Below are 22,798 nucleotides of genomic sequence, written 5' to 3'. Positions count from 1 at the left end.
CTCGGGGTGCTGTCGCAGTACCTTCGGAGCACGCTAACCCGGTATCCGCCGGCGCGATGGCGACCGGATCGCCGGCAGATGCCGGTAGCGATGGGACGCCGGCAGACGCCGGCTGGGTGGCGACGGGTCATTGACTGACGCCAGTGACCCGGCACGCGGTGACCAGTATCTGCCAGCGACCCGGCACACGGTGACCAGTATCTGCCAGCGACCCTCCCCAGGCTGTCAGCGATCACTCGGTCAAGGTCCGTCACGGTCGACCCCGAGCAGTGCTCTGCAGTGGTTCTCGAGGGTGTCCGTGAGTTCGTCGATGTCCGCCCCAGCCAGGTCGCGCCGCCCGCCGAGGCCGCTTCCGACGGTCGTTGCCCCCTCGGAACGACCGTCCTGAGACCCAGTGTCACGGGCCCCGTCGACGACGTGGGTCATCGCGTCCAGGAGCGCTTCGACGACCTCGCACGTCTCGGAGGGGAAGTAGATCTTGTGTTCCGCGTAGTAGGTTTCGAGATCGTTGCGGGACTCGGTGGCCTGCCGGCGGCGTTGCTCGTTCGAGGCTCTCGTCTCCAGCGCTCGGACGTCCCGGTCGAACTGGACGAATCGCCGGTACAGTTCGCGGACGACACTCACCCGCTTCTCGTGAATCCGTGAGGAGGCGACGCGCCGTGCCTCGATCTCGGCCCGCTGGCCGGCGAGTTTCGTCTCGAAGAACTGCTCGATCCCGTCTTCGACCACCGCTGCGGACCGGTCGATCCCCTGTTCTGCGACCTCGGCGGAGCGGTCGATTCCGTCCTCGACGAGAGTGGAGAACCGCTGGATGCCGTACCGTGCGATCAATCCGGCGGCGGCGGTGCCGGTGGCGACCAGTCCCAGGTTTGCCAGTGCGTCCATGACCATCGTTGAGTGGGAAACGGTGGCCGAAGGGATAGCCCACCCCGATGTTCGAGTAGCCGGACGATCCACGCAAATCGCCGAATCAGGGAATAGGACGGGTAGATACGCTAGATGCCCTCGGGTACCTCCGTCGTTCATGAGCGAACAGTAGCGACTGTTCTCCATGGAGGTTCTCGTCCCCATCAACAGTCGAGATTCGGCCCGGGAGACGGTGGAATACGCCCTTCGCGAGTACCCCGATGCGTCGATCACGGTGATACACGTGACACCGCGGAGCGGAACGCATGGCATGGGCGGCATGTACGTCCACGGACCACCGGTCGAGGCGGAACGGGAGTACACCGACCAGCTGTTCGAGATGGCGAACGGAACGGCGAGTGCTCACGGTCGCCTGCTGACGACGATCACCGCCGTCGGCTGTCCGGTCCGGGAGATCGTCGCGTACGCGGAGAAGTCCGACACCGATCACATCGTCATCGGGAACTGCAAGCGGACCGGTCTGGCTCGGTTCCTCTTCGATAACGTGACGAAGGGCGTGGTCTACCGCTCGCCCGTGTCAGTGACGGTCGTAAAGTGACTGGCGCGGACAAAACTGCTGGATCGCACGGCCACTCAGTACTCGCGTTCGATCAGGAAGTCGGCGATGCCTTCCAGCAGATCCCGGGACTCGTTGTCGGGGAGCACTTCGAGGTTCCGCTTGCCGTCCCTGATGAGTCCCTCGGCCGTCTCGCGGGCGAAGTCGATGCTGCCGGCTTCCTCTAGCTCGGCAACGGCCTCGTCGATGGTCGCCTCGTCGACGGCGTCGACGTCGTCGGTCGGGACGAGATTTTCGACGTCGACGCCCTGATTGCGGGCGTGGACGGTGATGATCGTCCGCTTGTTCTCGACGAGGTCGCTGCCCCGTTGCTTGCCGAGTTTCTCGCTCGGCGTCGTCAGATCCAGCAGGTCGTCCTGGATCTGGAAGCCACGCCCGATGTTGAGCCCGTACTGATAGAGCGGATCGACGTAGTCGTCCTCGCCCATCAGGATCGCGGGGATCGACGCCGCGGCGGCGTACAGCACCGCGGTTTTGAGTTCGACCATCTCCAGATAGTCCTCGGTCGTGACCGTCTCGTCGGTCTCGAACTCGATGTCCATCGACTGGCCCTCACAGATCTGGGTACAGGTCGTCGCGAGTTCCGACAGCGCCCGGACCGACCGGTCGCCGGTCGACCCGGTTTCGAGCATGTTCTCGAAGGCCTTCGCGTAGAGGGTGTCGCCCGCGAGAATCGCCGTCGAGAGGTCGAACTCCCGGTGGACGGCCGGGACCCCGCGGCGCATGTCGTCGTCGTCCATGATGTCGTCGTGGATGAGCGTAAACGACTGGATGATCTCGATGCTCACCGCAGCCGACATCATGTCGATCGGGCCCTCCGCGGTCGGAAACTCCCGATACGGCTCGCTCCGGGGAGCGACGTCGGCGATCGACTCGGCCGCAAGCAGCAGGATCGTCGGCCGGAGTCGTTTCCCGCCGGCGTCGAGCAGGTATCGCGAGGCTTCATAGAGCTTCTTGGGCTCGACGACCGGGAGATTCTCGGGGATCGCGTCGTTGACCTGCCCGCGTCGCCACTCGATGGCCTCCATGACCGCCGTCGAGTCGACAGTGTCCGTCATCGGCAACGGATTATTCGACCAGGGTGATCACGTTACCGTTTCGCGTGACGTGCAGGTCCTCGCCGAGCTCGTAGCCCTCGCTCTCGGCGAGTTCGACGTACGGCGCGAACCCACCCATGCTCTGGTGGGCCGGGATGATGTGTTCGGGTTCGAGTGTGTTGAGCATCTCGTAGTGGCCCTCGCGGTTGAGGTGACCCGAGACGTGGACCTCGTCGTAGATGCGGGCCCCCTGCATCTTCAGCAGCGTCTCGCTCTGGTAGCGCTGGCCCTCGTTGGTCGGCTCCGGGATGACCCGGGCCGAGAAGATGACCTTGTCGCCTTCTTCGAGTTCGTAGGGCGTGTCGCCACGGCCCATCCGGGTGAGCATCGCACGGGGTTCGCCCTGGTGGCCGGTGACGATCGGCAGGAAGTTCTCCTTGCCCTCGCTCATGATCCGCTTGAACGTGCGGTCGACGGACTTGCGGTGACCGTACATCCCCAGGTCCTCGGGGAACTCGACGAAGTCCAGCCGTTCGGCCGTCCCGGAGTACTTCTCCATCGAGCGACCGAGAAGAACGGGCTGGCGACCGATGTCGTCGGCGAACTCGACGAGACTCTTCACGCGGGCGATGTGACTGGAGAACGTCGTCGCGACGATGCCGCCGTCGTAGTCCTCCATGCTGTACATGACGTCCTTGAGGTGGCGACGGGCGACGGACTCACTCGGCGTTCGCCCCTTCTTGCCGGCGTTCGTACAGTCCTCGATGTAACAGAGGACGCCTTCGTCGCCGAGTTCGCCGAAGCGCTCCATGTCGATCGGGTCGCCGACGACCGGATCGTGGTCCATGCGCTTGTCCAGTCCGTAGACGACCGCGCCTTCGGGCGTGTGGAGGACCGGGTTGATCGCGTCGATGATCGAGTGAGTCACGTTGACGAACTCGAGTTCGACGCCGTCGTCGCCGATCGACGTCGTCGCGCCGGCGTCCATCTTCACCAGGTCGTTCTCGACGCCAAACTTCTCCTCGCCCTGGATCTGCTGTTTGACGAGTTCGATCGTAAAGGGCGTCGCCATGATCGGGGCGTCGTAGCGGTGGGCCAGCTTGCTGATCGCGCCGATGTGATCGAGGTGGCCGTGTGTCGGCACGATGGCCTTGACGTCGCCCTCGATCTCGCTCATGACGCGATCGTCCGGGATCGCACCCATGTCGATCAGGTCCAGGCTGTGCATCCGCTCGGTCTCGACGTTGTCGTGGATCAGGACCTTCGAGAGGTTCAGGCCCATGTCGAAGATCACGACGTCTTCGCCCGCCCGCACCGCAGTCATCTGTCGTCCCACTTCCTCGTAACCGCCAATGGTGGCAATCTCGATTTCCATAGTTGTGCCTCCGAGTGGGCCACCCGACGGAGGTTCCCAACGTCCGACAGCACGGTGCTATCGAGTGTGTCGGCAGCGTCGACCGCCATCCGGATCGACCGGACTGACTGGGGCGCGAGCCAGCGTTCCTCACTGGCCCGCGACCCGGCGACGACGTGGGCAAGCAGTGCCCGACGCCGTCGCGACGATCGCATTCGACGTCCATCCGTCGGCCGCCGGTCCGTACGGGCGGCCGAGCGCTCGGTTACTACCCGGTATGTGGCGCGGCGGTAAAAACCGTGCGGGTTGGGGCCAACGCCGAAATTACCCCTGTTCGTCGTCGCTATCCGTGGAATCGGGCACTGAATCCGCGCTTTCCACCGCCGCGTCCGAGGACGCACCAGTCGTCTCATCGCGCTCCTCGGCCGTGTCCGCCGGTTCGTCGGCGGGGGCCTCGGGCTCGAAATCGTCCGGGGCAAGCGGGTCATCCGCTTCCGGAGCCGGATCGGAACCGTCAGCCGACTCCGGGATGGCATTGTCGTCCTCGGAGGTGTCGGTATCGCCAGTCACGTCGGTGACGGGCGCATCGACCGCGGCGGTATCCGTTGGCGGAGACACGTCCGTCTCGACAGCCCCTGTCGTGTCCGCCGATTCGACCTCGCGGGTCGACTCGGACGCATCGATCGCACTGCCACTCACCCACTCGTCGTCACCCGACTCGTCACGATCCGCTGGCGGGGCCCCGTCGGTTTCGGTCCTCGACCGGTCCCGTTCGCTGGCTGGCGATTCGACGGGTTCCTCCTCGGAAGTGGCTCGTCGATCCGGTGGCTGGCTCGTCGGTTCGGCCCCCTCGGCCGGGGGCGCACCTGAGGACGCCCTCCGGGCTTCTTCGGGCCCCTCCTCGCCCTCCAGGTCGCGTTCGACTTCACGAATCCAGTGCTCCTCGTCGGGTTCCGTGGGCGCACGTCGTTCCGATGTCGATTCCGCAGTCGGTTGCGCCCGCGTGCGGTCTCGCTGGGGTCGGTGTGGCTGACCGCCCACCGGCGCACGCCCGGCCCGTCGCCGGGCACGGTTCCGCTCGGCTGGGTCGGAAACGGGTTGTTCGGCTGGGCCGTCGTCAGTCCCGTCTTCGCCGGCCGGTTCGAGGCTTGCGGCCTCGATGCCGACCCGGACGCCATCGGCGACGATCGCGAGGACGATCATGAAAAATCCGGCGAGCAAGACGAGTGCGCCGACGGCGAGAAGCCCCGCGCCGGCGAGCAGTTTCACGCCGACATCGGGTGCCCGCCCGCCGGGCATCCACCCGGGAACGTCACGGAGGAGGACAAGCCCACCACCGGCGACGGCACCGCCGGCGACGGCGACCGCTAGAAAGTACCCGAACAGTCGCGCCCAGTGGCGCAAACTTGCTTTGAAGGTGAGTGCGACCATGTCGGGCCCAACGCAAACCGGAGGGAAGTAAATTTCGGGGAGTTGCACAGCGAGCGACGCGATCGGTCACTCGATCAATGTGCCGGGATCCTCGCCAGCGAGAAACGACGCCAGGTCCGCGGGACCGAAGATCGACGCCGGGGTCTCCAGGTCGAGCAAGGCACGCACTTTCCCGGCCATACCGCCGGTGACGTCGGTCGCCTCGCTCTCCCCGAGGGCGTCGCCAACGGCCCCGACGTCCGCGATCCGGTCGATCACCGCCCCGGACGAATCGAGGACGCCCGGCACGCCCGAACAGAGCCCGATCCGGTCGGCCCCGAGCGAGCGGGCGAGAGAGACGACGATCTCGTCGCCGCTCAGGATCGTCGCGCCCGCGCCGGCCTGGACGACCACGTCGCCGAAGAGGACGGGCACGAACCCCTCGGCTTGCAGGCGCTCGACCACAGCAGTCGGCAGGGTCGTCCCGCCGGTTTCGTCCCGGGAAGCCACCGAGAACGGGTCGACCGGAAGGGCGGACACGCCGGCTGCCTGGAGGGCCTCGACCACGTGATCGTCGAGCCGGCGCATGGCGTCGTGGATGGCGTAGACGCCCGCCGCGTCGTGGGTGCCATCCGTCGTGGTGACGCCGTGAGCCTCGGCGTGGTGGTGGCCGAAACTCCCGCCGCCGTGGACGACCACGAGGTCCTCGAGGTCGGCCGCCCCGATGGCCTCGGCTGCCGCCGCGAGCGCCTCGCTATCGACGGTCTCGGGCGTGTCCTTCGCCGTGATGACGCTGCCACCGAGTTTGAGGATCGTCGTCATGCGGACTCACCCCCCGGAACGCCACAAGCGGTCATCGGTCCTCCACCTGGACCCCCTCGGTGTCGAGTTCCGCCCGGAAGGCGTCTTCACAGCCTGGCGTGTACCGGAGGGCGGTCTCCGTGCCGTCGGTGTCGTCGAGCGCGACGATGCAGCCGCCACCGCCCGCACCGGTGAGTTTCGCGCCGCGGGCGTCGGCGTCGCGGGCGGCCCAGACCATCGCGTCGAGCGACCGCGAGGAGACCCCAAGCGCCGCGAGTAGTCCGTGGTTGAAATCCATGAGTCGACCGAGTTCGTCCAAATCTTCGTCGGCAAGTGCGTCCTCGCCGCGACGGACCACGTCACCGATCGCTTCGACAGTATCGGCCGCGAAGTCGTACTCCTCGCGCAACCCGCGAACGCCCGAGACGAGCGCGCCCGTATCGCCGGATCCCCCGTCGTAGCCGATCACGAACGGCAGGTTCGGGACGGCATCGAGTCGCCGGCAGTCCTCGCCCTCGACGCGAACGGCACCACCCATCGCCGAGCAGAAGGTGTCGGCCCGCGAGGCCTCCCCGTCCTGGACGGCACGTTCGACCTGGTAGGCCCGATCGGCGATCTCCTCGGAGTCCAAGGTAACGCCGAGCTCACGGGTCGCGGCATCGATCGCGGCGACCACAACCGCCGCCGAGGAGCCGAGTCCAGCACCGAGCGGGATCGCACTGTCGATGTGGACGTCGAAGCCCGCGTCGGGCCGGCCGGTCGCGTCGCGGGCCTGCTCGATCGCCTCGTTGACGTAGCCCATCGCCGCCTCCAGCAGCGGTTGCTGGACGTCGACGTCCGGCGTTCCCGCCGTGTCCCCGCTGTACTCGACAGTGAAGCCATCGAGTGTGAGGTCGCCGGCATCGACCCGGAGCGCTTCGTCGTCTCGAAGTGTCGCCGTCACCGACGCGCGGCGCTCGATCGCGCAGGGGACGGCGGGTTCGCCGTAGACGACGGCGTGCTCGCCGAAGAGATACACCTTGCCCGGGGCGCTCGAAGTGACCATGGTAGGGGTTGGAACAGCGACTGCCAAGGGCGTTCCGGAGTCCCCGCTCAGATATCTGTCTCCCGAGCGAGATAACGGCCGAGAAGTCCACCGAGGGCACTGAGCCCGACGCTGTACACCAGGGCAAACATGAGCACGATGATCCCCAAGATGCCAAACAGAGCCGTGATCGAGCCGGCCGTTCCGAACGCCGGCAGGAACGGAATGATCGTCGCCAGCAGCGTCAGCGCGAACACCAGCGGGATCGCAGCGATGAGCCCCGACAGTGCTCCGACCCGGATTCCGGCCGACTCGTCACCGCCCTGAAGATATCCCGCGACGGCCCCGCCGACCAGCGGTGAGAACGGTACGAACGTGAAGACGACGGTAGCGACCGCCCCAATGACCGCATTGAGCAACGTATTACCTTCAGCCATGCGTTCGGGATTGCCGGCTGTCGACAAGAAACTTCCCCCGGACGGCGTTGGCCGCCCGCGGTGGCCTTACTCGTCCTCGCTCATCTGTTCGCCAAGCCGGCGACCGAACTGGTACCCCTTTTTCGAAATCGCGTAGAAAATGACGCTCCCGACGGCAACCCCGGCCAGTATCGCCAGCACAGTCGGCCCCGACACCGAAATGTCGACGACGGAGACGACGGCTCCGAAAAGGACAACGACGACAGCCGTCCACGCCATTGCTTTCCAGGTTTCCATACCCCCACGTATGCCGACCGCGTCCGTATAGGTGTCGGCTTGTACCGACGGTCCCGTCGTAGCATCCGTGTGGCCACATCCATATAGTGGTCGCGCCCGTAAACTCCGTATGGCACCGACGCTCGTTTACGACGACGACTGTGGCTTCTGTACGCGGTCCGCGAGGTTTGTCGCTCGCCACGGGGCCGTCGAGATCGTCGGCTTCTCCGAGCTGTCGCCGTCGCTTCGCGACCGGCTTCCGCCGGACTACCGGACGTGTGCACACCTCGTGACTGAGGACGCCGTCTACTCGTGTGGCGAATCGATCGAGCGCGCGCTGGCCGAAACGGAACTCGTCCCGGCCCCGCTGTTTGGCGTCTTCCGGGCGCTTCCGGGATACCCCTCCCTCCGGGAGTGGGGCTACCGCCGGATCGCGGAAAATCGCGGGCCGATCGGTCGGTTGTTGCCGTAGTGCCGACGTGGCTAGGGGAAACACTGTCGACGAGCAGGTGCCCGCCCGTACCTTCTTGGCCGTCGGCCCCCTTGCTTCGAGCATGGAACACGTAACCGTCGCCGGCACCGAGGTTCCCGCTCTCGGCATCGGTACCTGGCAGATGGAGCCCGAGACCGCCTACGACGCTGTCAGCGACGCGCTCGACATCGGCTATCGACACGTCGACACCGCCCAGCTCTACGAGAACGAAGCCGGTGTCGGCCGAGCGATCGCCGACGCCGACGTCGATCGCGAGGACGTCTTCCTCACGACGAAGGTCAATCCCCGCCACCGATCGGTCGAGTCGATCGTCGACAGCGTCGCGGACAGCCTCGCAGCGCTCGGAACCGAGTACGTCGATCTACTGCTGATCCACTGGCCGAACCCCCTGGCCGATCTGGAGACGGTGATGGACGGCCTGAACGAAACCGTCGACCGCGAGATGACGCGCCACATCGGCGTGAGTAACTTCGGGAAAGACCGACTCGACCGTGCGCGTGAACTCTCCGACGCGCCGATCCTGACTAACCAGGTCCTGTTTCACCCCTGGTGGCCACAGCGGGAGTTGCTCGCCTACTGCCAGCGCGAGGACGTCATGCTGACGGCCTACAGCCCGCTGGCCAACGGCGCCTTGCTGGACGACGCGTTGCTCGAAGAGATCGGCGAGCGCTACGGCAAGACCGGCCCACAGGTCGCGATCCGGTGGGCGACCCAACACGAGAACGTCGCCACGATTCCGATGTCGACCTCCCGGGCCCACATCGCCGAGAACCTCGACATTTTCGACTTCAAACTCACGCGCGCGGAACACGACCGCGTGACGCGGCCATCGTACTTGCAGACGGGGAAGGCGCTGTTCGGCGGCATGCTCAGCGGGTAAACGCCGTTCGACCGCGTCGTCGCGAGTCGCGTCGACCACGCACTCAAACGAGGCCGTGTTACCCGACCAGATGGCCGTCCTCCATCCACGTGGGGACGAACTACTCCTTCGGACGGACTGTGTTGCCATCCCGATAGACTCGGTCGAATCTTGAGAGAGACGTGATCCGGTCGTGAATCTCGTCGGTATCCAGCTCCAGTTCAGCGGCCAGTTCGTCGACGGACATCGGCTCGTCGAGTGCCTGGAGGACTTCGAGCCCGCGGTAGTATCGGGTCGTCAGCTCCTGAATGCGGTCCTCGATCGGTGTGGCCACTCCGTACTGCTCTTCAAGTTCGACCAGAGCCTCGTTCGCGAACGTGACGAACTGATCGTCGCCGACCCGATCGATCTGCGCTTCGAGTTCCTCCTCCACGATATCGTAGTCGAGACCGGCCTGCACCAGCATATTCATATCCTCGATGTCGTCGTCGCGGCCTGCGATCAGTTTGAACAGGAAGATATCCTCGCTGCTGACCAGCCGGACCGTCAGCTGATCCGTGTTGCGGAACGGCTCGCTGCGCTCTTGCATGCCGTCGGTGAGGACGAGCTTGTTCGCGACCTGCTGGTTAAAGATGTCGAGGCGACACCCATCGTCGTTCTCGACACAGCTCGTTGCCCCCAGCACCCGGTACTCTGGACCCAACGACTGGATCTCCGCGTACCCGAGGTCCATCAGGACGGCCCACAGCTGACCGTACGCGTCGCCATCCGAGACGACCAGATCGATGTCCTTCGTCGCCCCCTTGAGGTTGCGCAGTGCCATCGCGCCACCGCCGATCAGGTAGACCGTGAGCGGGGCTGAAAGCCCGTCCGTGACTCGCTGGAATTCGTTCTCGATATATTCTCGTCCGAATGTTGGTCTCATTGTGAGAGATCCACCTCGTAGTCAGCCGCCAGTTCCTGGAACTCGTCCCACTCCGGGAGCCGGTCGTCGTCCTTGACCTCCCCCTGTGTCTCGATGTAGCGGAGCAAAGCGTCGATTTCGGCTTCAAGATCATACTTCGCCGCCTGGTCTCGGAGATCCTCTTCGTCGACGTCGACGTGGCTGAGCAGGAGGAGACAGTACGAGCGGTGCCGGCTGCCGTCATCGATCAAGAGAGTGTGGCAGCAGAGCTCCGCCGGCGAGACTTCGTCGAGTTCCGTGGAGAATCGGTAGTACCGGTGGCTCGTGAGCAGGAACTGGAGGTCGAAGGCCGCGAATCGGGCGAGGCCGGTTTCCTGGAATCCCTCTGCGTCGATCTCCGTCTCTGCCTGGGCGAGGAATTCGTCGTAATCTTCCCAGAGAATCGTGCCCTGTGGGGCGACGGATTCCAGGCGTTGGCGATGCAGATGGTGTACGAGTTCACGGGCGAACTCCTGAAGGCGGTCGAAGTCGGCGTTGAAGTCATACCGGCCGTCGTCCGTCCCGACGAGACCGCGATCGCGAAACCGCTTGAGAACTCGGTTGACCGTGTTGCGGTAGTTATCGCTCCGGGTCGCGATCTCGGAGACCGTCCGCGGCTGATCGAGGTAGTACAGTACCTCGATCGCCTTGCCGGTCAGCAACTCGGCAAAGTCGATGTGGGAGTGCTGGCGAACGAGGTCCTGATAGATCTCAACGGCGCGGGCATCTGACGGGACAACACGCTTCCGGCGACCGTCGCGTTCCGTGTAGACGAGCCCATTCTGGGCGAGGTCGCCAACGGCACGCGAGAGGTAACTCTCGCTGTGGTCGAGCTTTGAGGCGAGTTCGGATATCGTGTCGCCGCGGTCGACCGTGGCGAGGACCGCGAGTTCGATGCGTCGAAGCACGGTGTAACATAGTACGAAACGTATATATAAAAAAGTTTCGAGTAATGTTACGGTTGGCGGGTATCGGAGCCGACGCGACCAGATCCGGAGTTTGGAAGTCAATATTCGTTCCGCCGCCTGTCATCGCGTTTCGAGCGGGCCCGTCGCTCTTTGCCATCACTTCGACCGCGTCGTCGCCGGTCGCTTCGAGGACATCGTCGGCGGCGCGTCGCTCCGCGGTGCCCATCGGATCAGTCCGTCGCAGGACCGTCGAGAGTTCAGTATCCGAGAGATCGCTGCGATTCCAGGCACGAAGCGACGTTCGCACGGTCGCAGTCGCTTCGGAGAGTTCCAGGATTGTGGCCCTGCCGTCCCTTCCGAGCGATTCGAGCGCTTGCTTGCCCGTCTCGCCGGTCGCCCGCACGACGCGGGTGGCCTTCGACGCTGACTTATAGACAATCCCGTTGTCGTCGATCCAGCGCAAGGTCCCGGTATCCATCTCGCGCAACTGCTGAGTCGTCCGCAGCCGGACGGGCTGGGACACCTCGCTCAAGCGGTTGGCTATCTGACCCGTGTCGAGATCCACGTCGGGAAGGCGGCCGTTGACCCGGCCCGCAAGCGCCATCGTCTTCGTCGAGATGCCGGCCTTCAGCGACGTTTTCGCAGCCTCCAGCGCCCGCATCGCTTTGCCGATCCGTGTACTCGACGAGGAGAGGCGACTGACGACAGCACTCGTGCCCTTGTTTCCGACAGCAATCGAGACACCTGTCACGGTCACGTATCCCAGATATCACGATGTAGCGGCTACTGACTACTCGTCACACGCACCCGGTGGCCGACCAACCTCGACTATAGCCCATACACAATTGGGACCGATTCCAATTATTTTATACGGGTGCGCGGCCAACTGTTATGGGAATGCATCGAGGTGACGCGAACGCGACACTCCCGGCGTCGAACGGCCCCGTCACACGGGACCGATCGATCCGGGCTCAAACCGGAATTCCTGCGACACGAGGGGAGCGATGTTCACGGGCATAATCGAGGACGTCGGATCCGTCGAGGCCATCGACCGGCGGGCGAACGCGCTCGTCCTGACAGTCCACTCGGCGGAACTGACCGACCTCGAACTCGGCGACAGCGTCGCGGTCAACGGCCCGTGTCTCACCGTCGTCGAAATCGACGAGTCGGCCGAGACGTTCACCGTCGAGGTGACGCCCGAGACCTACCGGCGGACCAACCTTCGGGAGCTACAGCCGGGCAGTCCGGTCAACCTCGAGTCGGCGCTGCAGTTGAACGACGGCCTCGACGGCCACCTGGTGACCGGTCATATCGACGGGACCGGCGTCGTGACCGATCTCCGCCGCGAGGAGAAGGCCCGGATCTATTCGATCCGACCGCCGGAGAAATTGTTGCCCTACCTCGCCGAGAAGGGGTCGGTGGCGGTCGACGGCGTCAGTCTGACGGTCGTCGACGTCGATCGGACCTTCAGCGTCTCGATCACCGATTACACGGAAGACGAGACGGTCCTCACGGAGACCGGCGTCGGCGACGAGGTCAACCTCGAAGTCGACGTGATCGCGCGGTACGTCGAGCGGTTGGCCGGGGAAAGCGAAGGAGAGACGGACCTCATGCGTAAACTCGAAGAACTCAATCAATGACAGTCATCGCATCGGATCGGGATCGCTCGCGCTTCGACGACATCGAGACCGCGATCGACGCCATCGAGGACGGCGAGATGATCCTGCTGGTCGACGAAAAGAGCCGTGAAGACGAAGGCGATCTGTACGTCCCGGCCGAAGCAGTCACACCGGAGCACATCAACTTCATGCTCAAGCACGGCCGCGGACTGGTCTGTGCGCCGGTCGCCCCGGAGATTACCGACCGCCTCAGCCTCGAACAGATGGTCCCTACCTCGGAGAACACCGAAGAGATGTCCACGCGCTTCACGGTCTCGGTCGACGCTGCTTCGACGGGGACTGGGATCTCGGCGTACGACCGCGCCGAGACGATCCAGGCCCTGGTCGATCCCGAGACCGAGCCGGCTGATCTCGACAAACCGGGGCACATCTTCCCCCTGGAGGCCAAATCCGACGGCGTCCTCGACCGGGAGGGGCACACAGAGGCAGCCGTCGACCTCGCGAGAATCGCCGGCTATCGGCCGGGCGGCGTGATCTGCGAGGTCGTTGACGACGACGGCACGATGGCCCGGGAGGACCGTCTCATGGAGTTTGCAGACGAACACGGGTTGCCGATCGTGACCGTCGCCGACGTCCTCGAATATCGCCACCTGACGGAGACGCTCGTCTCCCGGGAGGTCGACACTCGCCTGCCGACCGAGTTCGGCACCTTCGACATGTACGGGTACGACTACCGCGGGGAGACCCACGTCGCCCTGGTCAACTTCGAGGACGTCGATCCCGCGACCGACCGGCCGCTCGTCCGGATCCACTCGAAGTGTCTGACCGGCGACGCCTTGCACTCCCTGAAGTGCGATTGCGGGTTCCAGCTCGAAGAGACCATGCAGCGTATCAGCGAGGAAGGTGGCGTCCTGCTGTATCTCGATCAGGAGGGACGCGGGATCGGCCTGCTCAACAAGCTCAAAGCCTACGAGTTACAGGAGCACGGCTACGACACCGTCGAGGCTAACGTCGAACTCGGGTTCGAACCCGACGAACGCCGATTCGACGCTGCCGCCCAGATGCTCAGGGACATCGGGCTGGACCGCGTGCGCCTGCTGACGAACAACCCGCGGAAGGCCGCCGCGCTCGAGCGGTTCGACTTCGATGTCGAGATCGACGCCCTGCAGATCGAACCCAACCCCGAAAACGAGGCTTACCTCGAAACCAAAGCCGAAAAGCTCGATCACCAACTCGACGTGTTCAACTCCGACTGAAGACGATCGCGCAACGCCACACTTACCACCCGACACAACACTCTACAACCCATGACAGACTACGACGTCACCGAACTGGAAGGCGAACTGGACGCGAGCGGACTGACCATCGGTATCGTCCTCAGCCGCTTCAACGACCTTATCACCGGAAAGCTGCTCGACGGCGCGCTCGATACGCTCACTCGTCACGGCGCAAGTGAGGACGACATCGACGTGGCCCGGGTCCCGGGTTCCTTCGAGATCCCGCTCGTCGCAAAGCGAATGGCCGAAAGCGGCGACTACGACGCCGTGATCGCACTCGGCGCGGTCATCCGCGGCGAGACGCCACACTTCGAATACGTCTCCAACGAGGCGACCAAGGGGGTCGCGAAGGCGACTCTCGACACCGACGTTCCGATCTCCTTCGGCGTGCTCACGACCGACACGACCGAGCAAGCGATCAATCGCGCGGGCGTCAAGCAGGGGAACAAGGGGAGCGAGGCCGCCGAAAGTGCCATCGAGATGGCGAACCTCCTCGGCGAGTTCTGAGCGGACGACGCTTTCAGCGTGGAGTCCGCCGGCCAAGAGGAGTTCCCGATAGTGCATCCCACGGATGCTTTTGTCCGGGAATCCCCAACCGGGAGTGATGACAGTCGTTCTCGCAGGCGTCGGCGCGGATCAGTCAAACGTCGGCCGAAACCTCCCGCTGTACGACGACGGGACCTTCGAGTACATCCCGATCCCGGAGAAGACGCCCGAAACCGACGAATCCGAGACGTTCGGGACCTGGCCGCTTCGGAACGGCGGCGTCGCCGCAGATCTCCTCTCGAAGATCCGGCCGGCTCCGGGCCGTGAGGAAGAGTGGGTCACCGACCCCGACCGGATCGCCGATTGGCCGCTCCATCGGGATCCGAACTTCGACGCGCTCACCTACGGCGAACACCGCGGCAGCGCCGATCGGAGACAGGGATACGTGCGGCTGCTCGAAGCGCTGGATCCCGGCGATGTCGTCGGGTTCTACGCCGGACTCGCGCCGCCCGGGGGACATCCACACCGATACCTGATCGGGTATTTCACCGTCGAATCAGTCGTCACGACCGCCGGACGCTCCCCGGCGGAGAAACGGGATCTCCTCGCCGACCATCCCGAGAACGCCCACGCCAAGCGTTCCCACGAAGGCACACTCTACTACGATCGGGTCGGTGCCGAGGACAAGTACGTCGCCATCGTCGCGGGCCGCGAGCCCGGCGGCCTGTTCGACCGTGATCCGATCCGACTCAGCGAGCGCTACGTCAAACCGGGCAACGAGCGCGTCGGATATTACCTCCGCGAGGAGATTGCCGACGAGTGGCACCTGCGTGCACCCGACGCCGATCCCGTCGCACTGACCCGGAAACCAGCCATGTGTTTCGATCTGTCGGGCGGGGCGTTCCGGGATCGCGTCGGGATTCCGGGAACGCGCTAAGACGTATTGCTGATCTCGAACCAAGAAGTTGTCTCCGCCAGACTTAATACTTTGATGCGGCTAAATCCGACAACAATGCAGACCGATGTCATGGAGGACTATCTCAAGGTAATCTATCGGCTCGAGCGCGAGGATGGCACGCCGGTCGGCACGTCGGCCATCGCCGACGCCCTGGACGTGACGGCCCCGACGGCCACACGGATGCTCGAAAAGCTGGCCGACGAGGAGTTGATCGAACGCGAGAAGTACAGCGGCGTCGAATTGACCGAGCACGGGCGGGCGATTGCACTCGAAACGGTTCGTCATCACCGACTGCTGGAGGCGTACCTCGTCGAACACCTCGGCTACGAGTGGGAGGAAGTCCACGACGAGGCCGAGCGGCTGGAACACCACATCAGCGAATCCTTCGAGGAGCGCATCGCCGACCTGCTGGGCCATCCACCGGTCGATCCCCACGGCGAGCCGATCCCGGGCGTGGATCTCGAACCGCCGGCCGCCGCCGACACCCGTCCGCTGTCGGCGTGTGAAGCCGGCGAAACAGTCGTGGTCGCGACCGTCCGGGACCGCGACGAGGAGACCCTGCAGTACCTGGCCGAGAGCGGGATCGTCCCCGGTCGGGAAGTGGCGGTGACCGATGTCACCCCCGTCGACGTCTACGCCCTCGAACACGACGAGGGGACCCAGCATCTCTCGGCAGCGGTCGCCGAGTCCGTCTACGTCGAGACGCCGCCTGCGGAAGGGGAGTCCGTGCCGGAGGAGGTGCCCGGGCTATGACGGCGTACCTTGAGATTCTCGTCGTCGCGTTCGGCATGCAACTGGCGGTGCTCCCGGGCGAGAAGGTCCAGTTCATCATCGCCGGCCTCTCGACGCGATACCATCCGCTGGTCGTGGTCTCGGCCGCCGGGACCGCCTTCGCCGGGTGGACCGCCCTGGAGATTGGTTTCGGCAACGCGCTCCAGAACGCGCTTCCCGAGATATATCTCACCGCGTTCACGGCCGGACTGTTCGTGCTGTTCGCTGCGCTGATGATCCGGTCGGCCCCCGACCCCAGTGACTCGACGGCCGAGACCGACGGTGGCGTCACAGAACCGGTCGGTGAACTCGACGTCTCGCTTTTCGGTTACAAGGTACCGGCGTTGCTCGGCGGGTGGCTTCCGATCTTCGCGATGATGGCCGCCGGCGAGTTCGGCGACAAGACCCAGCTCGTGACCATCGGGCTGGCAGCCGACTACGGCGCGACCTCGGCGATCTGGGTCGGCGAGATGCTGGCGATCATCCCGATCAGCCTGCTGAACGCCTACTTCTTCCACCGGTTTTCCCACATGGTCAATCTCCGGAAGGCACACTTCGGCGGGGCGGCGCTGTTTGGCTTTTTCGCCGCGGACAACGTCCTGAAGATCGTGGCCGACTTCTCGCTGTGGGAGGCGATCGTCACGACGGTCTCCTCGGTCGTGCTGGCGGCAATCTGATCCGTCGGCGTGCCAGGGAGTGAGATCGAGCCGGTTCGCTGCGGTGACCGGTTCTCGCCAGCTGGCGTTTCCCAGAAACGTTATGCATCTATCTTTCGAAGTATCATGATACCTGCTCGACAACGGTGAGCACTGCGATCGAGCGGACAAACAGTGGCGGTGAGGGGAGACACATGACACAGGATCGAATGGACCCGACCGACGTATCGCTCACGGCACTCTCGCGGTCAGTCACGCGAACCGGCGGCAAGTACCTCTGTGGCCTGTTGCGGTGTTCGCTGGCCGATCGCGAGCAGGTCGCCACCGGCGACCTCGCCGACGACCTCGACGTCAGCCGCGCGAGCGTCACCGAGATGGTCGAGAAGTTCGGCGACGGCGATCTCGTCGATCACGAACACTACAAGGGGACGACGCTGACGGGCAAAGGAGAGGTGCTCGCCCGCCATCTGCTGTGGCGGCGGTGCGTCACCGAACAGTTTTTCGAACGCGAACTCGCGCTCGATGTCGACGTCGAGACCGCCTACCGCATCGGGTTCGAATTCCCCGACGCCGGCCTCAACCGGTTGGCCGAACGGATCGACCATCCCTGCGACCGGACGTGCCGCGCGACGGAACCAGATGAGTGTGCCCAGCTCACTGTCGGCTCCGCGTGATCTGGTTGCCCCCGCTCACAGCGGGGCTGATCTGCTTCGCTCCGCTGTGAGGTGGCTGTTTCGCCATTCAGATGTTACGGAACGAGAGTACATTGTAAAACGTCTCCGGCAGTTTCAGCCCGTCATAAAATGTCAATAGTTCCTCAGTAGAGGGAGTAAAACGAGCTGAAACGACCCGAAGGCTCGCCGGGTTATATGGGGATATCGCTCAATGAGTGAAACACGCGACGGTGTCCCCGATGTCAAACTCGAACCCCTCACTCGCCGACCACACGCCGCCGACCGAAGCACAGTCAGTCCAGCGTCACCTCCTCGAACCCGTCCAGGGGGTCGCGTTCTGGGCGTCGATCGCCCTCCCGTTCGTCCAGGTTCCCCTCCTTTTGTCCGGACTGCGCGAGTGGACGACGCTGGCCGCGTTCCTCGCGCTGCTCGCGCTCAACGTCTTCACGTTGTACGTCGGCCACACCTACGGCCGCGAATAGCGACCACTACGGTTGCGCTTCCGCCAGCCAACCGGCATACGTCTCACGGATCGCATCCCGTTTTAGCAGGACAAATCCAACCAGAATGACGACGAACCCGGAAGCCGTCGCGACGTCGATGCGTTCCCCCAGCAGGAGAAAACCAGTCAGCGCGGCGAAGACGGGCGCGACGTAGGAGACGAGGTTGATCTCGACCGGGCCGAGTCGATCCAGCAGGGCGAAATAGAGAAGAAAGCCCAGCGCGCTCGCGACCAGCGAGAGATAGCCGAGCGAGAGCAGGGCAGTCGGTGTCCAGCCGATCGCGGCCGGTGACTCCCCGAGCGCGAGACTGAGGACGTGCATCAGCACGGCTCCGCCGACCATCGACCACCCTTCCATGGCTTCGATCGACAGCTCAGCGTCGAGCCAGCGGGTGAGCACACTTCCCAGGGCAAAGGCGCACGCAGCGCCAAAGACGAGCAGCGGCCCGAGGACGTCACTGGAGAGGAGTCGAGCGGGATCAGGCTGGGCGATAACGACGACGCCAGCGAACCCCAGGGCGAGTCCGGCGACGCCGGCAACCGAAAGACGGTCCCCCGGGAGGGCAAGCCGGGCGAACCCGGCCGTCAGTACCGGCGAGAGACTCACGATGACCGCTGCGGTCGCGCTCGTGGTTTCGAGTTCGCCGACGAACAGCAGGGCGTGATATCCCGCGATGAGGAGAGTCGACCCGACGATGATCGCCGCCAAATCACGACGGTTCGCGGGAAGTGGATCTGTGACGACCGCGGCGTAGCCCAGCACGATGACGCCGGCGACGTCGTAGCGGAGTGCGGCGAACAGAACCGGCGGGAACGCCGACAGGCCGGCCTTGATCGCGACGAACGCGCTCCCCCAGATCGCGCCGAGAGCAAGAAACGCGGTGGCGTTTCGATAGCGCACAGTCGGCGTTCGATCCTGGGGCACCTACTGGTTTCCATCTCGATCGAGGGGCGAGACGGCACCTCACGGCGGGTTGCGCTCGTCATCGAGTGCCGTGAGAAGGTCCTGACGCGTGACGATCCCGACCAACTGGCCGTCGTCGAGAACGGGCAGCCGGTTGATGTTTCGGGACGTGTCGGCCAGCAGTCCGAGGAGTTCGTCCAGATCGGCATCGGGATCGACAGTCACCACATCCCCGGTCATGACAGTGCTGATTGGCTTGCGGGCGCTTTTGACCATGTCGATCCCGACATCGAGGTCGTCCCACGACAGGTCGAAGCCGTAGGTTCGACTCTCCAGGAACGGCGGGAACCCGATCGGGATCCACAGCACTCGGTTCGAGGGCTGGAACATGTCCACGAGGTCCTCCTCGGTGACGACGCCGACGACGGCCCCGTCCTCGACGACGGGAAACCCGTTGAAGTCGGCACGGGCCAGTCGGGTGAGGACTTCGCTGATCTCGTCGTCAGGGGCGACCGTCTCGACGTCCTCGGTCATCACGTCGCGGGCACGGATCATGCTCCGACGCACACGCCCCGACGCCGTATGTATTCCGGTGAGACGAACCGGAGCGCACAACAGGAAGGCTCATTACGCTCCCGTGACAGGATTTTCACAATGGCCTCGACGTGGAAGCGTGACTTCGCCAGCGGACTGATCGTCATCACGCCGCTTTTGGTCACCGTGATCGTCCTGCTGTGGCTGTACAATCGGCTCGAAGGGATCCCACTGCCGATCGAGCCTGCGCCACTCCGGGTCGTGCTGACGATCGTCGTGTTCGTCCTGCTGGTGTTCGCCGTCGGGTACCTGATGCGGACCGCTGTCGGATCGATTCTCGAGGACGCGATCGACGACCTCATGAACCAGCTGCCGGGGTTGCGCGTGGTCTACAACGCTTCGAAGATGGCAGCCGAAACTGCGCTCTCGGGCACCGACGAACTCCAGGCACCCGTCAAGCTCGAAGTCTGGGACGGGATGCGGATGACCGCGTTCCTGACGGGCAAAACTACCGAAGACGGGCGCGACGTCCTCTTTTTGCCGACGGCACCCAACATCACGACGGGGTTCGTCGTCGAGGTCGAGGCCGAGCGATACACGGAGGTCGACGAGCGTGTCGAGGACGCGCTGACCCGGATTCTCAGTGCCGGCTTCGGTGAAAGCGACGAAAAATCGATTCAGGTCGACGTCGAGGACGTCGTCAGTGAGGTTGGAAAGAGTGACGGCGGAGAGGGTGACGCCGACTGACGCGTCCCGCCCGGAGATCAGACGTACGTGAACCACTCCTCGCGGTCGCCGGACTCGACGACGTCGAAGAACGCCTGCTGGATCTCGTCGGTGACCGGGCCTTTCGTGCCCGGGCCGATCTCGGTGTCGTCGACGCTCCGGATCGGCGTGACCTCCGCCGCCGTCCCCGAGAAGAACAGCTCGTCGGCGGTGTAGAGTTCGCCCCGGGAGATCGTCGCGTCGTCGTGGACAGTGTATCCCCGCTCCTCGGCGAGATCGATCACTGTCTGGCGCGTGATGCCGTCGAGGTTCGACTCGGCGAGACCGGGCGTGTGAATCTCGCCGTCCCGGACGAGGAAGAGATTCTCACCAGGGCCTTCGGCGACCTGCCCCTCCTTGTTGAGGAGAATAGCCTCGGTGTAGCCGTTCTCCTCGGCCTCTAAGCTCGCCAGCACGCTGTTGACGTACGGCCCGGTGGTCTTTGCGTTGGTCGGGATCTGGCTGGAGGCAAACTTCCGCCAGGAGGAGATCGCCACGTCGACGCCCTCTTCGAGTGCCTCTTCACCCAGGTACGCGCCCCACGGCCAGACGGCGATGGCGACCTTCACGGGGGCGTCACCGGGGTTCAGCCCGAGCATGTCGTAGCCGTAGAAGGCGATCGGGCGGATGTAACACGAGGGCAGGTCCTCGCGCTCGATGAGTTCGAGCGTGGCCTCGGTGAGTTCCTCGCGGTCGAAGGGGATCTCCATCCCGTAGGGTTTGGCCGACTGATAGAGCCGATCGAGGTGCTCGTCCCACCTGAAGATCGCCGCGCCGTTGTCGGTGTCGTAGCTCCGGACGCCCTCGAAGACGCCCGTCCCGTAGTGGAGTCCGTGCGTGAGGACGTGCACCTGTGCGTCCTCCCAGTCGACGAATTCACCGTCCATCCAGATCGTCCCGACGTCCATGTCCTCGAAACTCATACTCGCGCAAAAGCACCCCTCCGTTAAGAGTGTTCACGGTTCGAGTGGCTCACGGCCGACTGTTCAGCCGTGCAGAATGTCACGCGTCGCCGGTATCGTCGGGGGCTACCGTAAACCCGAGCGTCTGGAAGTCGTCCTGGTCGAATGTGAATACGTACTCAATGTTGCGATCGGAAGCGAGGATGGCACTGGTATGATCGACGAATGAGATCTGTTGATCGTCGTACCGACCGAACTGTTCACACGTACGATCGAAGGAGTCACCGGTCATCGGAAGAACGTTGAAGCTGTCGGCGTCGCGTATCGTGGCGAGTGCGTCCACGGCCTGGCGATGGCCGACTTTTCGGAGCAGCAACGTCGCCAGCTCGGAGAGTACATACCGACTGGTGAACAGCGGATCGTACGGGAGCTTGCCGGTGCGGATGCCCCGAAAGACGGTCCGTGCACGATCATGTTCGGTGGCACGCTCGTTGAAACGGGCGAAGAACGCGGCGGTGTCAATAAACAGTGGCCGTGGTGAGACAGTCATACAGGACCGCTATCCGTAAAGGACATCGTCGATGTCAGTGGCGCTCATCTCTTCGCCGGCATAGGTCTCTGCTTCCCAGAATCCGTCGTCCGGGTCGACGTGTTGCACGTCGACTGCTGCCGCTGTAGCGCTCCAGATCAGAGAGCCGCCGACCTTCTTACTGGTGACTTTGCCGTCATCCGCAAGTTGGCGAAGACGTTGATCCGCGTTCTGGCGAGTTACGCCGACTGCTTCGGCGATTTCCGCCGTCCCGGCAGGCTCACGTTCGGCCACTGCCGCGAGGAACTCGTGGTCGCCGTGATCGGGCCTAAACCGGCCCTGTTCGTCTCGGTCGTTCCGACTCATACATCCCCATACGTTCGAGACCCACTTAACGCTTTGCTGGTCAGCAATCGGTGGCGTGCTGGATTCCCAGCGTCGAAACAAATTGTGAACTTACGAGAGCGGTTCTCTGAGAGAGGGGCAGTCACCGCTCGTGAACGTGGACCGTCACGACATCGCCGTCCTCGACGCCGAGTTCCGTCCTGAGTTGATCGGGGGCGATGATCTCCAGTTCGGCGTCGTCGTAATGCGTCCGCTCGGGCGAGACGACGTGAGCACCCTCGTAGGTGGCGGTATCGCTTTCGAGGGTGATCGGGTAGCAGTACGCCGGGCCGTAGGTCCGGTCGCCGTCTTCCCAGCCATCGATCTGGACCGGATCGAGGGCGTTCATCCGCGCCCGGGCGCGGGCACTCCGGTCGTCCAGCGTGAGGTTGAAGGTGCCAGGATATGGCTCGTACCCGAGTTTGTCGACGAACTGTCTATGATACCCCGACAGCGAGACGTAGTGCCGTCCCTCGCCCATGCCACTCTCGACTGAGCCCGACAGCGTGACGCCGATGCCGTGCTCGAAAATGCGCTGGTACTCGGCGTACTCCTCCTGGAGGAGGCGCTCGCCGTCGTCGGTGACCCGGACCCACTGCCCGTCGCTGACGATCTCCCGGGCGACCAGATCGGCGTCCTCCAGGCGCTGGAGCCGACGGGAGGCGGTCTGAGTGGAGGCGTCGAGTTTCGACGCGAGGCCGGAGCCGGTGATCTTGGCGTCGCCGTCGACCGCGCCGGCCAGCGCCAGGAGTTTCAGCGTCGCCAGTTCGGCGTATCCGATCGACTCGTCCGGGAGGTCTGCCATCGCCGCCGGATTGGACGGGATCACGGAT

At 64.4% G+C, this 22,798-nt stretch carries 28 protein-coding genes; 12 read left to right on the top strand and 16 right to left on the bottom strand.

What is annotated here, in order from left to right:
• Positions 1 to 240 precede the first annotated feature (240 nt).
• A complete protein-coding gene (locus SVXhr_RS13365; RefSeq protein WP_275737853.1) occupies positions 241 to 885 on the bottom strand; it encodes a hypothetical protein in 645 nt (214 codons plus the stop codon).
• A gap of 166 nt (positions 886 to 1,051) precedes the next feature.
• Here SVXhr_RS13365 and SVXhr_RS13360 point away from each other — a divergent pair, with 166 nt between their 5' ends.
• Positions 1,052 to 1,465 carry a universal stress protein gene (locus SVXhr_RS13360; protein WP_275737851.1) on the top strand — a complete coding sequence of 138 codons (414 nt, stop codon included), beginning with the start codon at positions 1,052 to 1,054 and terminating at the stop codon, positions 1,463 to 1,465.
• Positions 1,466 to 1,500: 35 nt separating this feature from the next.
• Here the strand turns inward: SVXhr_RS13360 and SVXhr_RS13355 are convergent, their stop codons facing one another.
• The 7 genes from SVXhr_RS13355 to SVXhr_RS13325 form a co-directional block, all read right to left on the bottom strand.
• Entirely contained in the window at positions 1,501 to 2,541 is a 1,041-nt protein-coding gene (locus SVXhr_RS13355; protein WP_275737849.1) for a polyprenyl synthetase family protein, read from the bottom strand.
• 10 nt (positions 2,542 to 2,551) lie between these two features.
• Complete coding sequence (locus tag SVXhr_RS13350; RefSeq protein WP_275737847.1) at positions 2,552 to 3,895, bottom strand: ribonuclease J; 1,344 nt, start codon at positions 3,893 to 3,895, stop codon at positions 2,552 to 2,554.
• Between the two features lie 303 nt (positions 3,896 to 4,198).
• Entirely contained in the window at positions 4,199 to 5,305 is a 1,107-nt protein-coding gene (locus SVXhr_RS13345) for a hypothetical protein (protein WP_275737845.1), read from the bottom strand.
• 66 nt (positions 5,306 to 5,371) lie between these two features.
• Positions 5,372 to 6,106 carry an isopentenyl phosphate kinase gene (locus SVXhr_RS13340; RefSeq protein ID WP_275737843.1) on the bottom strand — a complete coding sequence of 245 codons (735 nt, stop codon included), beginning with the start codon at positions 6,104 to 6,106 and terminating at the stop codon, positions 5,372 to 5,374.
• Between the two features lie 31 nt (positions 6,107 to 6,137).
• Complete coding sequence (gene mvk, locus SVXhr_RS13335) at positions 6,138 to 7,130, bottom strand: mevalonate kinase (RefSeq protein ID WP_275737841.1); 993 nt, start codon at positions 7,128 to 7,130, stop codon at positions 6,138 to 6,140.
• A 47-nt stretch (positions 7,131 to 7,177) separates the two neighbouring features.
• The gene (locus SVXhr_RS13330) at positions 7,178 to 7,546 is read right to left on the bottom strand and encodes a DUF5518 domain-containing protein (protein WP_275737839.1); all 369 of its coding nucleotides are present in this window, start codon (positions 7,544 to 7,546) and stop codon (positions 7,178 to 7,180) included.
• A 66-nt stretch (positions 7,547 to 7,612) separates the two neighbouring features.
• A complete protein-coding gene (locus SVXhr_RS13325) occupies positions 7,613 to 7,822 on the bottom strand; it encodes a hypothetical protein (protein ID WP_275737837.1) in 210 nt (69 codons plus the stop codon).
• A gap of 109 nt (positions 7,823 to 7,931) precedes the next feature.
• On the opposite strand from SVXhr_RS13325, the gene SVXhr_RS13320 reads away from it, so the two are divergent.
• Together SVXhr_RS13320 and SVXhr_RS13315 are read left to right on the top strand one after the other, a co-directional pair.
• A complete protein-coding gene (locus SVXhr_RS13320) occupies positions 7,932 to 8,273 on the top strand; it encodes a DUF393 domain-containing protein (protein WP_275737835.1) in 342 nt (113 codons plus the stop codon).
• 82 nt (positions 8,274 to 8,355) lie between these two features.
• On the top strand, positions 8,356 to 9,174 hold the full coding sequence (locus SVXhr_RS13315) for an aldo/keto reductase (RefSeq protein WP_275737834.1): 819 nt from the start codon (positions 8,356 to 8,358) through the stop codon (positions 9,172 to 9,174).
• A 100-nt stretch (positions 9,175 to 9,274) separates the two neighbouring features.
• Here the strand turns inward: SVXhr_RS13315 and SVXhr_RS13310 are convergent, their stop codons facing one another.
• Together SVXhr_RS13310 and SVXhr_RS13305 are read right to left on the bottom strand one after the other, a co-directional pair.
• Positions 9,275 to 10,078 (bottom strand): DUF6036 family nucleotidyltransferase, encoded by an 804-nt coding sequence (locus tag SVXhr_RS13310; RefSeq protein WP_275737832.1) that lies wholly within the window; start codon positions 10,076 to 10,078, stop codon positions 9,275 to 9,277.
• Positions 10,075 to 11,004, bottom strand: a complete 930-nt coding sequence (locus SVXhr_RS13305) for an ArsR family transcriptional regulator (RefSeq protein ID WP_275737830.1) — start codon at positions 11,002 to 11,004, stop codon at positions 10,075 to 10,077. Before SVXhr_RS13305 ends, SVXhr_RS13310 begins: the two co-directional genes overlap by 4 nt.
• Before the next feature lie 1,004 nt (positions 11,005 to 12,008).
• Here SVXhr_RS13305 and SVXhr_RS13300 point away from each other — a divergent pair.
• The 8 genes from SVXhr_RS13300 to SVXhr_RS13265 all read left to right on the top strand — a co-directional run bounded on the left by SVXhr_RS13300 (position 12,009) and on the right by SVXhr_RS13265 (position 17,927).
• Positions 12,009 to 12,644, top strand: coding sequence for a riboflavin synthase (locus SVXhr_RS13300; RefSeq protein ID WP_275737827.1), 636 nt, complete (start codon positions 12,009 to 12,011; stop codon positions 12,642 to 12,644).
• Positions 12,641 to 13,879: a 3,4-dihydroxy-2-butanone-4-phosphate synthase gene (gene ribB, locus SVXhr_RS13295; RefSeq protein WP_275737826.1), complete on the top strand. Its 1,239-nt coding sequence runs from the start codon at positions 12,641 to 12,643 to the stop codon at positions 13,877 to 13,879. Before SVXhr_RS13300 ends, ribB begins: the two co-directional genes overlap by 4 nt.
• Positions 13,880 to 13,930: 51 nt before the next feature.
• Positions 13,931 to 14,407 carry a 6,7-dimethyl-8-ribityllumazine synthase gene (ribE, locus tag SVXhr_RS13290; RefSeq protein WP_275737824.1) on the top strand — a complete coding sequence of 159 codons (477 nt, stop codon included), beginning with the start codon at positions 13,931 to 13,933 and terminating at the stop codon, positions 14,405 to 14,407.
• A gap of 97 nt (positions 14,408 to 14,504) precedes the next feature.
• The gene (locus SVXhr_RS13285) at positions 14,505 to 15,323 is read left to right on the top strand and encodes a hypothetical protein (RefSeq protein ID WP_275737822.1); all 819 of its coding nucleotides are present in this window, start codon (positions 14,505 to 14,507) and stop codon (positions 15,321 to 15,323) included.
• Between the two features lie 75 nt (positions 15,324 to 15,398).
• On the top strand, positions 15,399 to 16,097 hold the full coding sequence (locus SVXhr_RS13280) for a metal-dependent transcriptional regulator (RefSeq protein WP_275737820.1): 699 nt from the start codon (positions 15,399 to 15,401) through the stop codon (positions 16,095 to 16,097).
• A complete protein-coding gene (locus tag SVXhr_RS13275) occupies positions 16,094 to 16,792 on the top strand; it encodes a TMEM165/GDT1 family protein (protein WP_275737818.1) in 699 nt (232 codons plus the stop codon). Before SVXhr_RS13280 ends, SVXhr_RS13275 begins: the two co-directional genes overlap by 4 nt.
• Before the next feature lie 173 nt (positions 16,793 to 16,965).
• Positions 16,966 to 17,445 (top strand): metal-dependent transcriptional regulator, encoded by a 480-nt coding sequence (locus tag SVXhr_RS13270; protein ID WP_275737816.1) that lies wholly within the window; start codon positions 16,966 to 16,968, stop codon positions 17,443 to 17,445.
• 239 nt (positions 17,446 to 17,684) lie between these two features.
• Entirely contained in the window at positions 17,685 to 17,927 is a 243-nt protein-coding gene (locus SVXhr_RS13265; RefSeq protein WP_015789762.1) for a hypothetical protein, read from the top strand.
• Between the two features lie 6 nt (positions 17,928 to 17,933).
• On the opposite strand, the gene SVXhr_RS13260 is transcribed toward SVXhr_RS13265, so the two are convergent.
• A complete protein-coding gene (locus tag SVXhr_RS13260; protein ID WP_345799495.1) occupies positions 17,934 to 18,872 on the bottom strand; it encodes an EamA family transporter in 939 nt (312 codons plus the stop codon).
• Positions 18,873 to 18,911: 39 nt separating this feature from the next.
• Entirely contained in the window at positions 18,912 to 19,406 is a 495-nt protein-coding gene (locus SVXhr_RS13255) for a CBS domain-containing protein (protein ID WP_275737812.1), read from the bottom strand.
• A gap of 99 nt (positions 19,407 to 19,505) precedes the next feature.
• Here SVXhr_RS13255 and SVXhr_RS13250 point away from each other — a divergent pair, with 99 nt between their 5' ends.
• Entirely contained in the window at positions 19,506 to 20,132 is a 627-nt protein-coding gene (locus SVXhr_RS13250; protein ID WP_275737810.1) for a DUF502 domain-containing protein, read from the top strand.
• A gap of 17 nt (positions 20,133 to 20,149) precedes the next feature.
• Here the strand turns inward: SVXhr_RS13250 and SVXhr_RS13245 are convergent, their stop codons facing one another.
• The 4 genes from SVXhr_RS13245 to SVXhr_RS13230 all read right to left on the bottom strand — a co-directional run bounded on the left by SVXhr_RS13245 (position 20,150) and on the right by SVXhr_RS13230 (position 22,770).
• Entirely contained in the window at positions 20,150 to 21,073 is a 924-nt protein-coding gene (locus tag SVXhr_RS13245; protein WP_275737808.1) for a branched-chain amino acid transaminase, read from the bottom strand.
• Positions 21,074 to 21,152: 79 nt separating this feature from the next.
• A complete protein-coding gene (locus SVXhr_RS13240) occupies positions 21,153 to 21,602 on the bottom strand; it encodes a PIN domain-containing protein (RefSeq protein WP_275737806.1) in 450 nt (149 codons plus the stop codon).
• 9 nt (positions 21,603 to 21,611) lie between these two features.
• Entirely contained in the window at positions 21,612 to 21,947 is a 336-nt protein-coding gene (locus SVXhr_RS13235) for a winged helix-turn-helix domain-containing protein (protein WP_275737804.1), read from the bottom strand.
• 121 nt (positions 21,948 to 22,068) lie between these two features.
• The gene (locus SVXhr_RS13230) at positions 22,069 to 22,770 is read right to left on the bottom strand and encodes a CTP-dependent riboflavin kinase (RefSeq protein WP_275737802.1); all 702 of its coding nucleotides are present in this window, start codon (positions 22,768 to 22,770) and stop codon (positions 22,069 to 22,071) included.
• Positions 22,771 to 22,798: the final 28 nt, after the last annotated feature.

This window comes from Halorhabdus sp. SVX81 (genome assembly GCF_029207715.1).
In the GTDB taxonomy this organism is placed as follows: Archaea; Halobacteriota; Halobacteria; order Halobacteriales; family Haloarculaceae; genus Halorhabdus.
Note: the sequence above shows the minus strand (reverse complement) of the source record. Positions and strands in the feature narration are given on the sequence as shown.

Bases quoted from the DNA above. Each gene is read 5' to 3' on its own strand.
- SVXhr_RS13365 (WP_275737853.1), bottom strand. From the start codon at position 885: ATGGACGCACTGGCAAACCTGGGACTGGTCGCCACCGGCACCGCCGCC.
- SVXhr_RS13360 (WP_275737851.1), top strand. From the start codon at position 1,052: ATGGAGGTTCTCGTCCCCATCAACAGTCGAGATTCGGCCCGGGAGACG.
- SVXhr_RS13355 (WP_275737849.1), bottom strand. From the start codon at position 2,541: ATGACGGACACTGTCGACTCGACGGCGGTCATGGAGGCCATCGAGTGG.
- SVXhr_RS13350 (WP_275737847.1), bottom strand. From the start codon at position 3,895: ATGGAAATCGAGATTGCCACCATTGGCGGTTACGAGGAAGTGGGACGA.
- SVXhr_RS13345 (WP_275737845.1), bottom strand. From the start codon at position 5,305: ATGGTCGCACTCACCTTCAAAGCAAGTTTGCGCCACTGGGCGCGACTG.
- SVXhr_RS13340 (WP_275737843.1), bottom strand. From the start codon at position 6,106: ATGACGACGATCCTCAAACTCGGTGGCAGCGTCATCACGGCGAAGGAC.
- mvk (WP_275737841.1), bottom strand. From the start codon at position 7,130: ATGGTCACTTCGAGCGCCCCGGGCAAGGTGTATCTCTTCGGCGAGCAC.
- SVXhr_RS13330 (WP_275737839.1), bottom strand. From the start codon at position 7,546: ATGGCTGAAGGTAATACGTTGCTCAATGCGGTCATTGGGGCGGTCGCT.
- SVXhr_RS13325 (WP_275737837.1), bottom strand. From the start codon at position 7,822: ATGGAAACCTGGAAAGCAATGGCGTGGACGGCTGTCGTCGTTGTCCTT.
- SVXhr_RS13320 (WP_275737835.1), top strand. From the start codon at position 7,932: ATGGCACCGACGCTCGTTTACGACGACGACTGTGGCTTCTGTACGCGG.
- SVXhr_RS13315 (WP_275737834.1), top strand. From the start codon at position 8,356: ATGGAACACGTAACCGTCGCCGGCACCGAGGTTCCCGCTCTCGGCATC.
- SVXhr_RS13310 (WP_275737832.1), bottom strand. From the start codon at position 10,078: ATGAGACCAACATTCGGACGAGAATATATCGAGAACGAATTCCAGCGA.
- SVXhr_RS13300 (WP_275737827.1), top strand. From the start codon at position 12,009: ATGTTCACGGGCATAATCGAGGACGTCGGATCCGTCGAGGCCATCGAC.
- ribB (WP_275737826.1), top strand. From the start codon at position 12,641: ATGACAGTCATCGCATCGGATCGGGATCGCTCGCGCTTCGACGACATC.
- ribE (WP_275737824.1), top strand. From the start codon at position 13,931: ATGACAGACTACGACGTCACCGAACTGGAAGGCGAACTGGACGCGAGC.
- SVXhr_RS13285 (WP_275737822.1), top strand. From the start codon at position 14,505: ATGACAGTCGTTCTCGCAGGCGTCGGCGCGGATCAGTCAAACGTCGGC.
- SVXhr_RS13280 (WP_275737820.1), top strand. From the start codon at position 15,399: ATGCAGACCGATGTCATGGAGGACTATCTCAAGGTAATCTATCGGCTC.
- SVXhr_RS13275 (WP_275737818.1), top strand. From the start codon at position 16,094: ATGACGGCGTACCTTGAGATTCTCGTCGTCGCGTTCGGCATGCAACTG.
- SVXhr_RS13270 (WP_275737816.1), top strand. From the start codon at position 16,966: ATGACACAGGATCGAATGGACCCGACCGACGTATCGCTCACGGCACTC.
- SVXhr_RS13265 (WP_015789762.1), top strand. From the start codon at position 17,685: ATGTCAAACTCGAACCCCTCACTCGCCGACCACACGCCGCCGACCGAA.
- SVXhr_RS13255 (WP_275737812.1), bottom strand. From the start codon at position 19,406: ATGATCCGTGCCCGCGACGTGATGACCGAGGACGTCGAGACGGTCGCC.
- SVXhr_RS13250 (WP_275737810.1), top strand. From the start codon at position 19,506: ATGGCCTCGACGTGGAAGCGTGACTTCGCCAGCGGACTGATCGTCATC.
- SVXhr_RS13245 (WP_275737808.1), bottom strand. From the start codon at position 21,073: ATGAGTTTCGAGGACATGGACGTCGGGACGATCTGGATGGACGGTGAA.
- SVXhr_RS13240 (WP_275737806.1), bottom strand. From the start codon at position 21,602: ATGACTGTCTCACCACGGCCACTGTTTATTGACACCGCCGCGTTCTTC.
- SVXhr_RS13235 (WP_275737804.1), bottom strand. From the start codon at position 21,947: ATGAGTCGGAACGACCGAGACGAACAGGGCCGGTTTAGGCCCGATCAC.
- SVXhr_RS13230 (WP_275737802.1), bottom strand. From the start codon at position 22,770: ATGGCAGACCTCCCGGACGAGTCGATCGGATACGCCGAACTGGCGACG.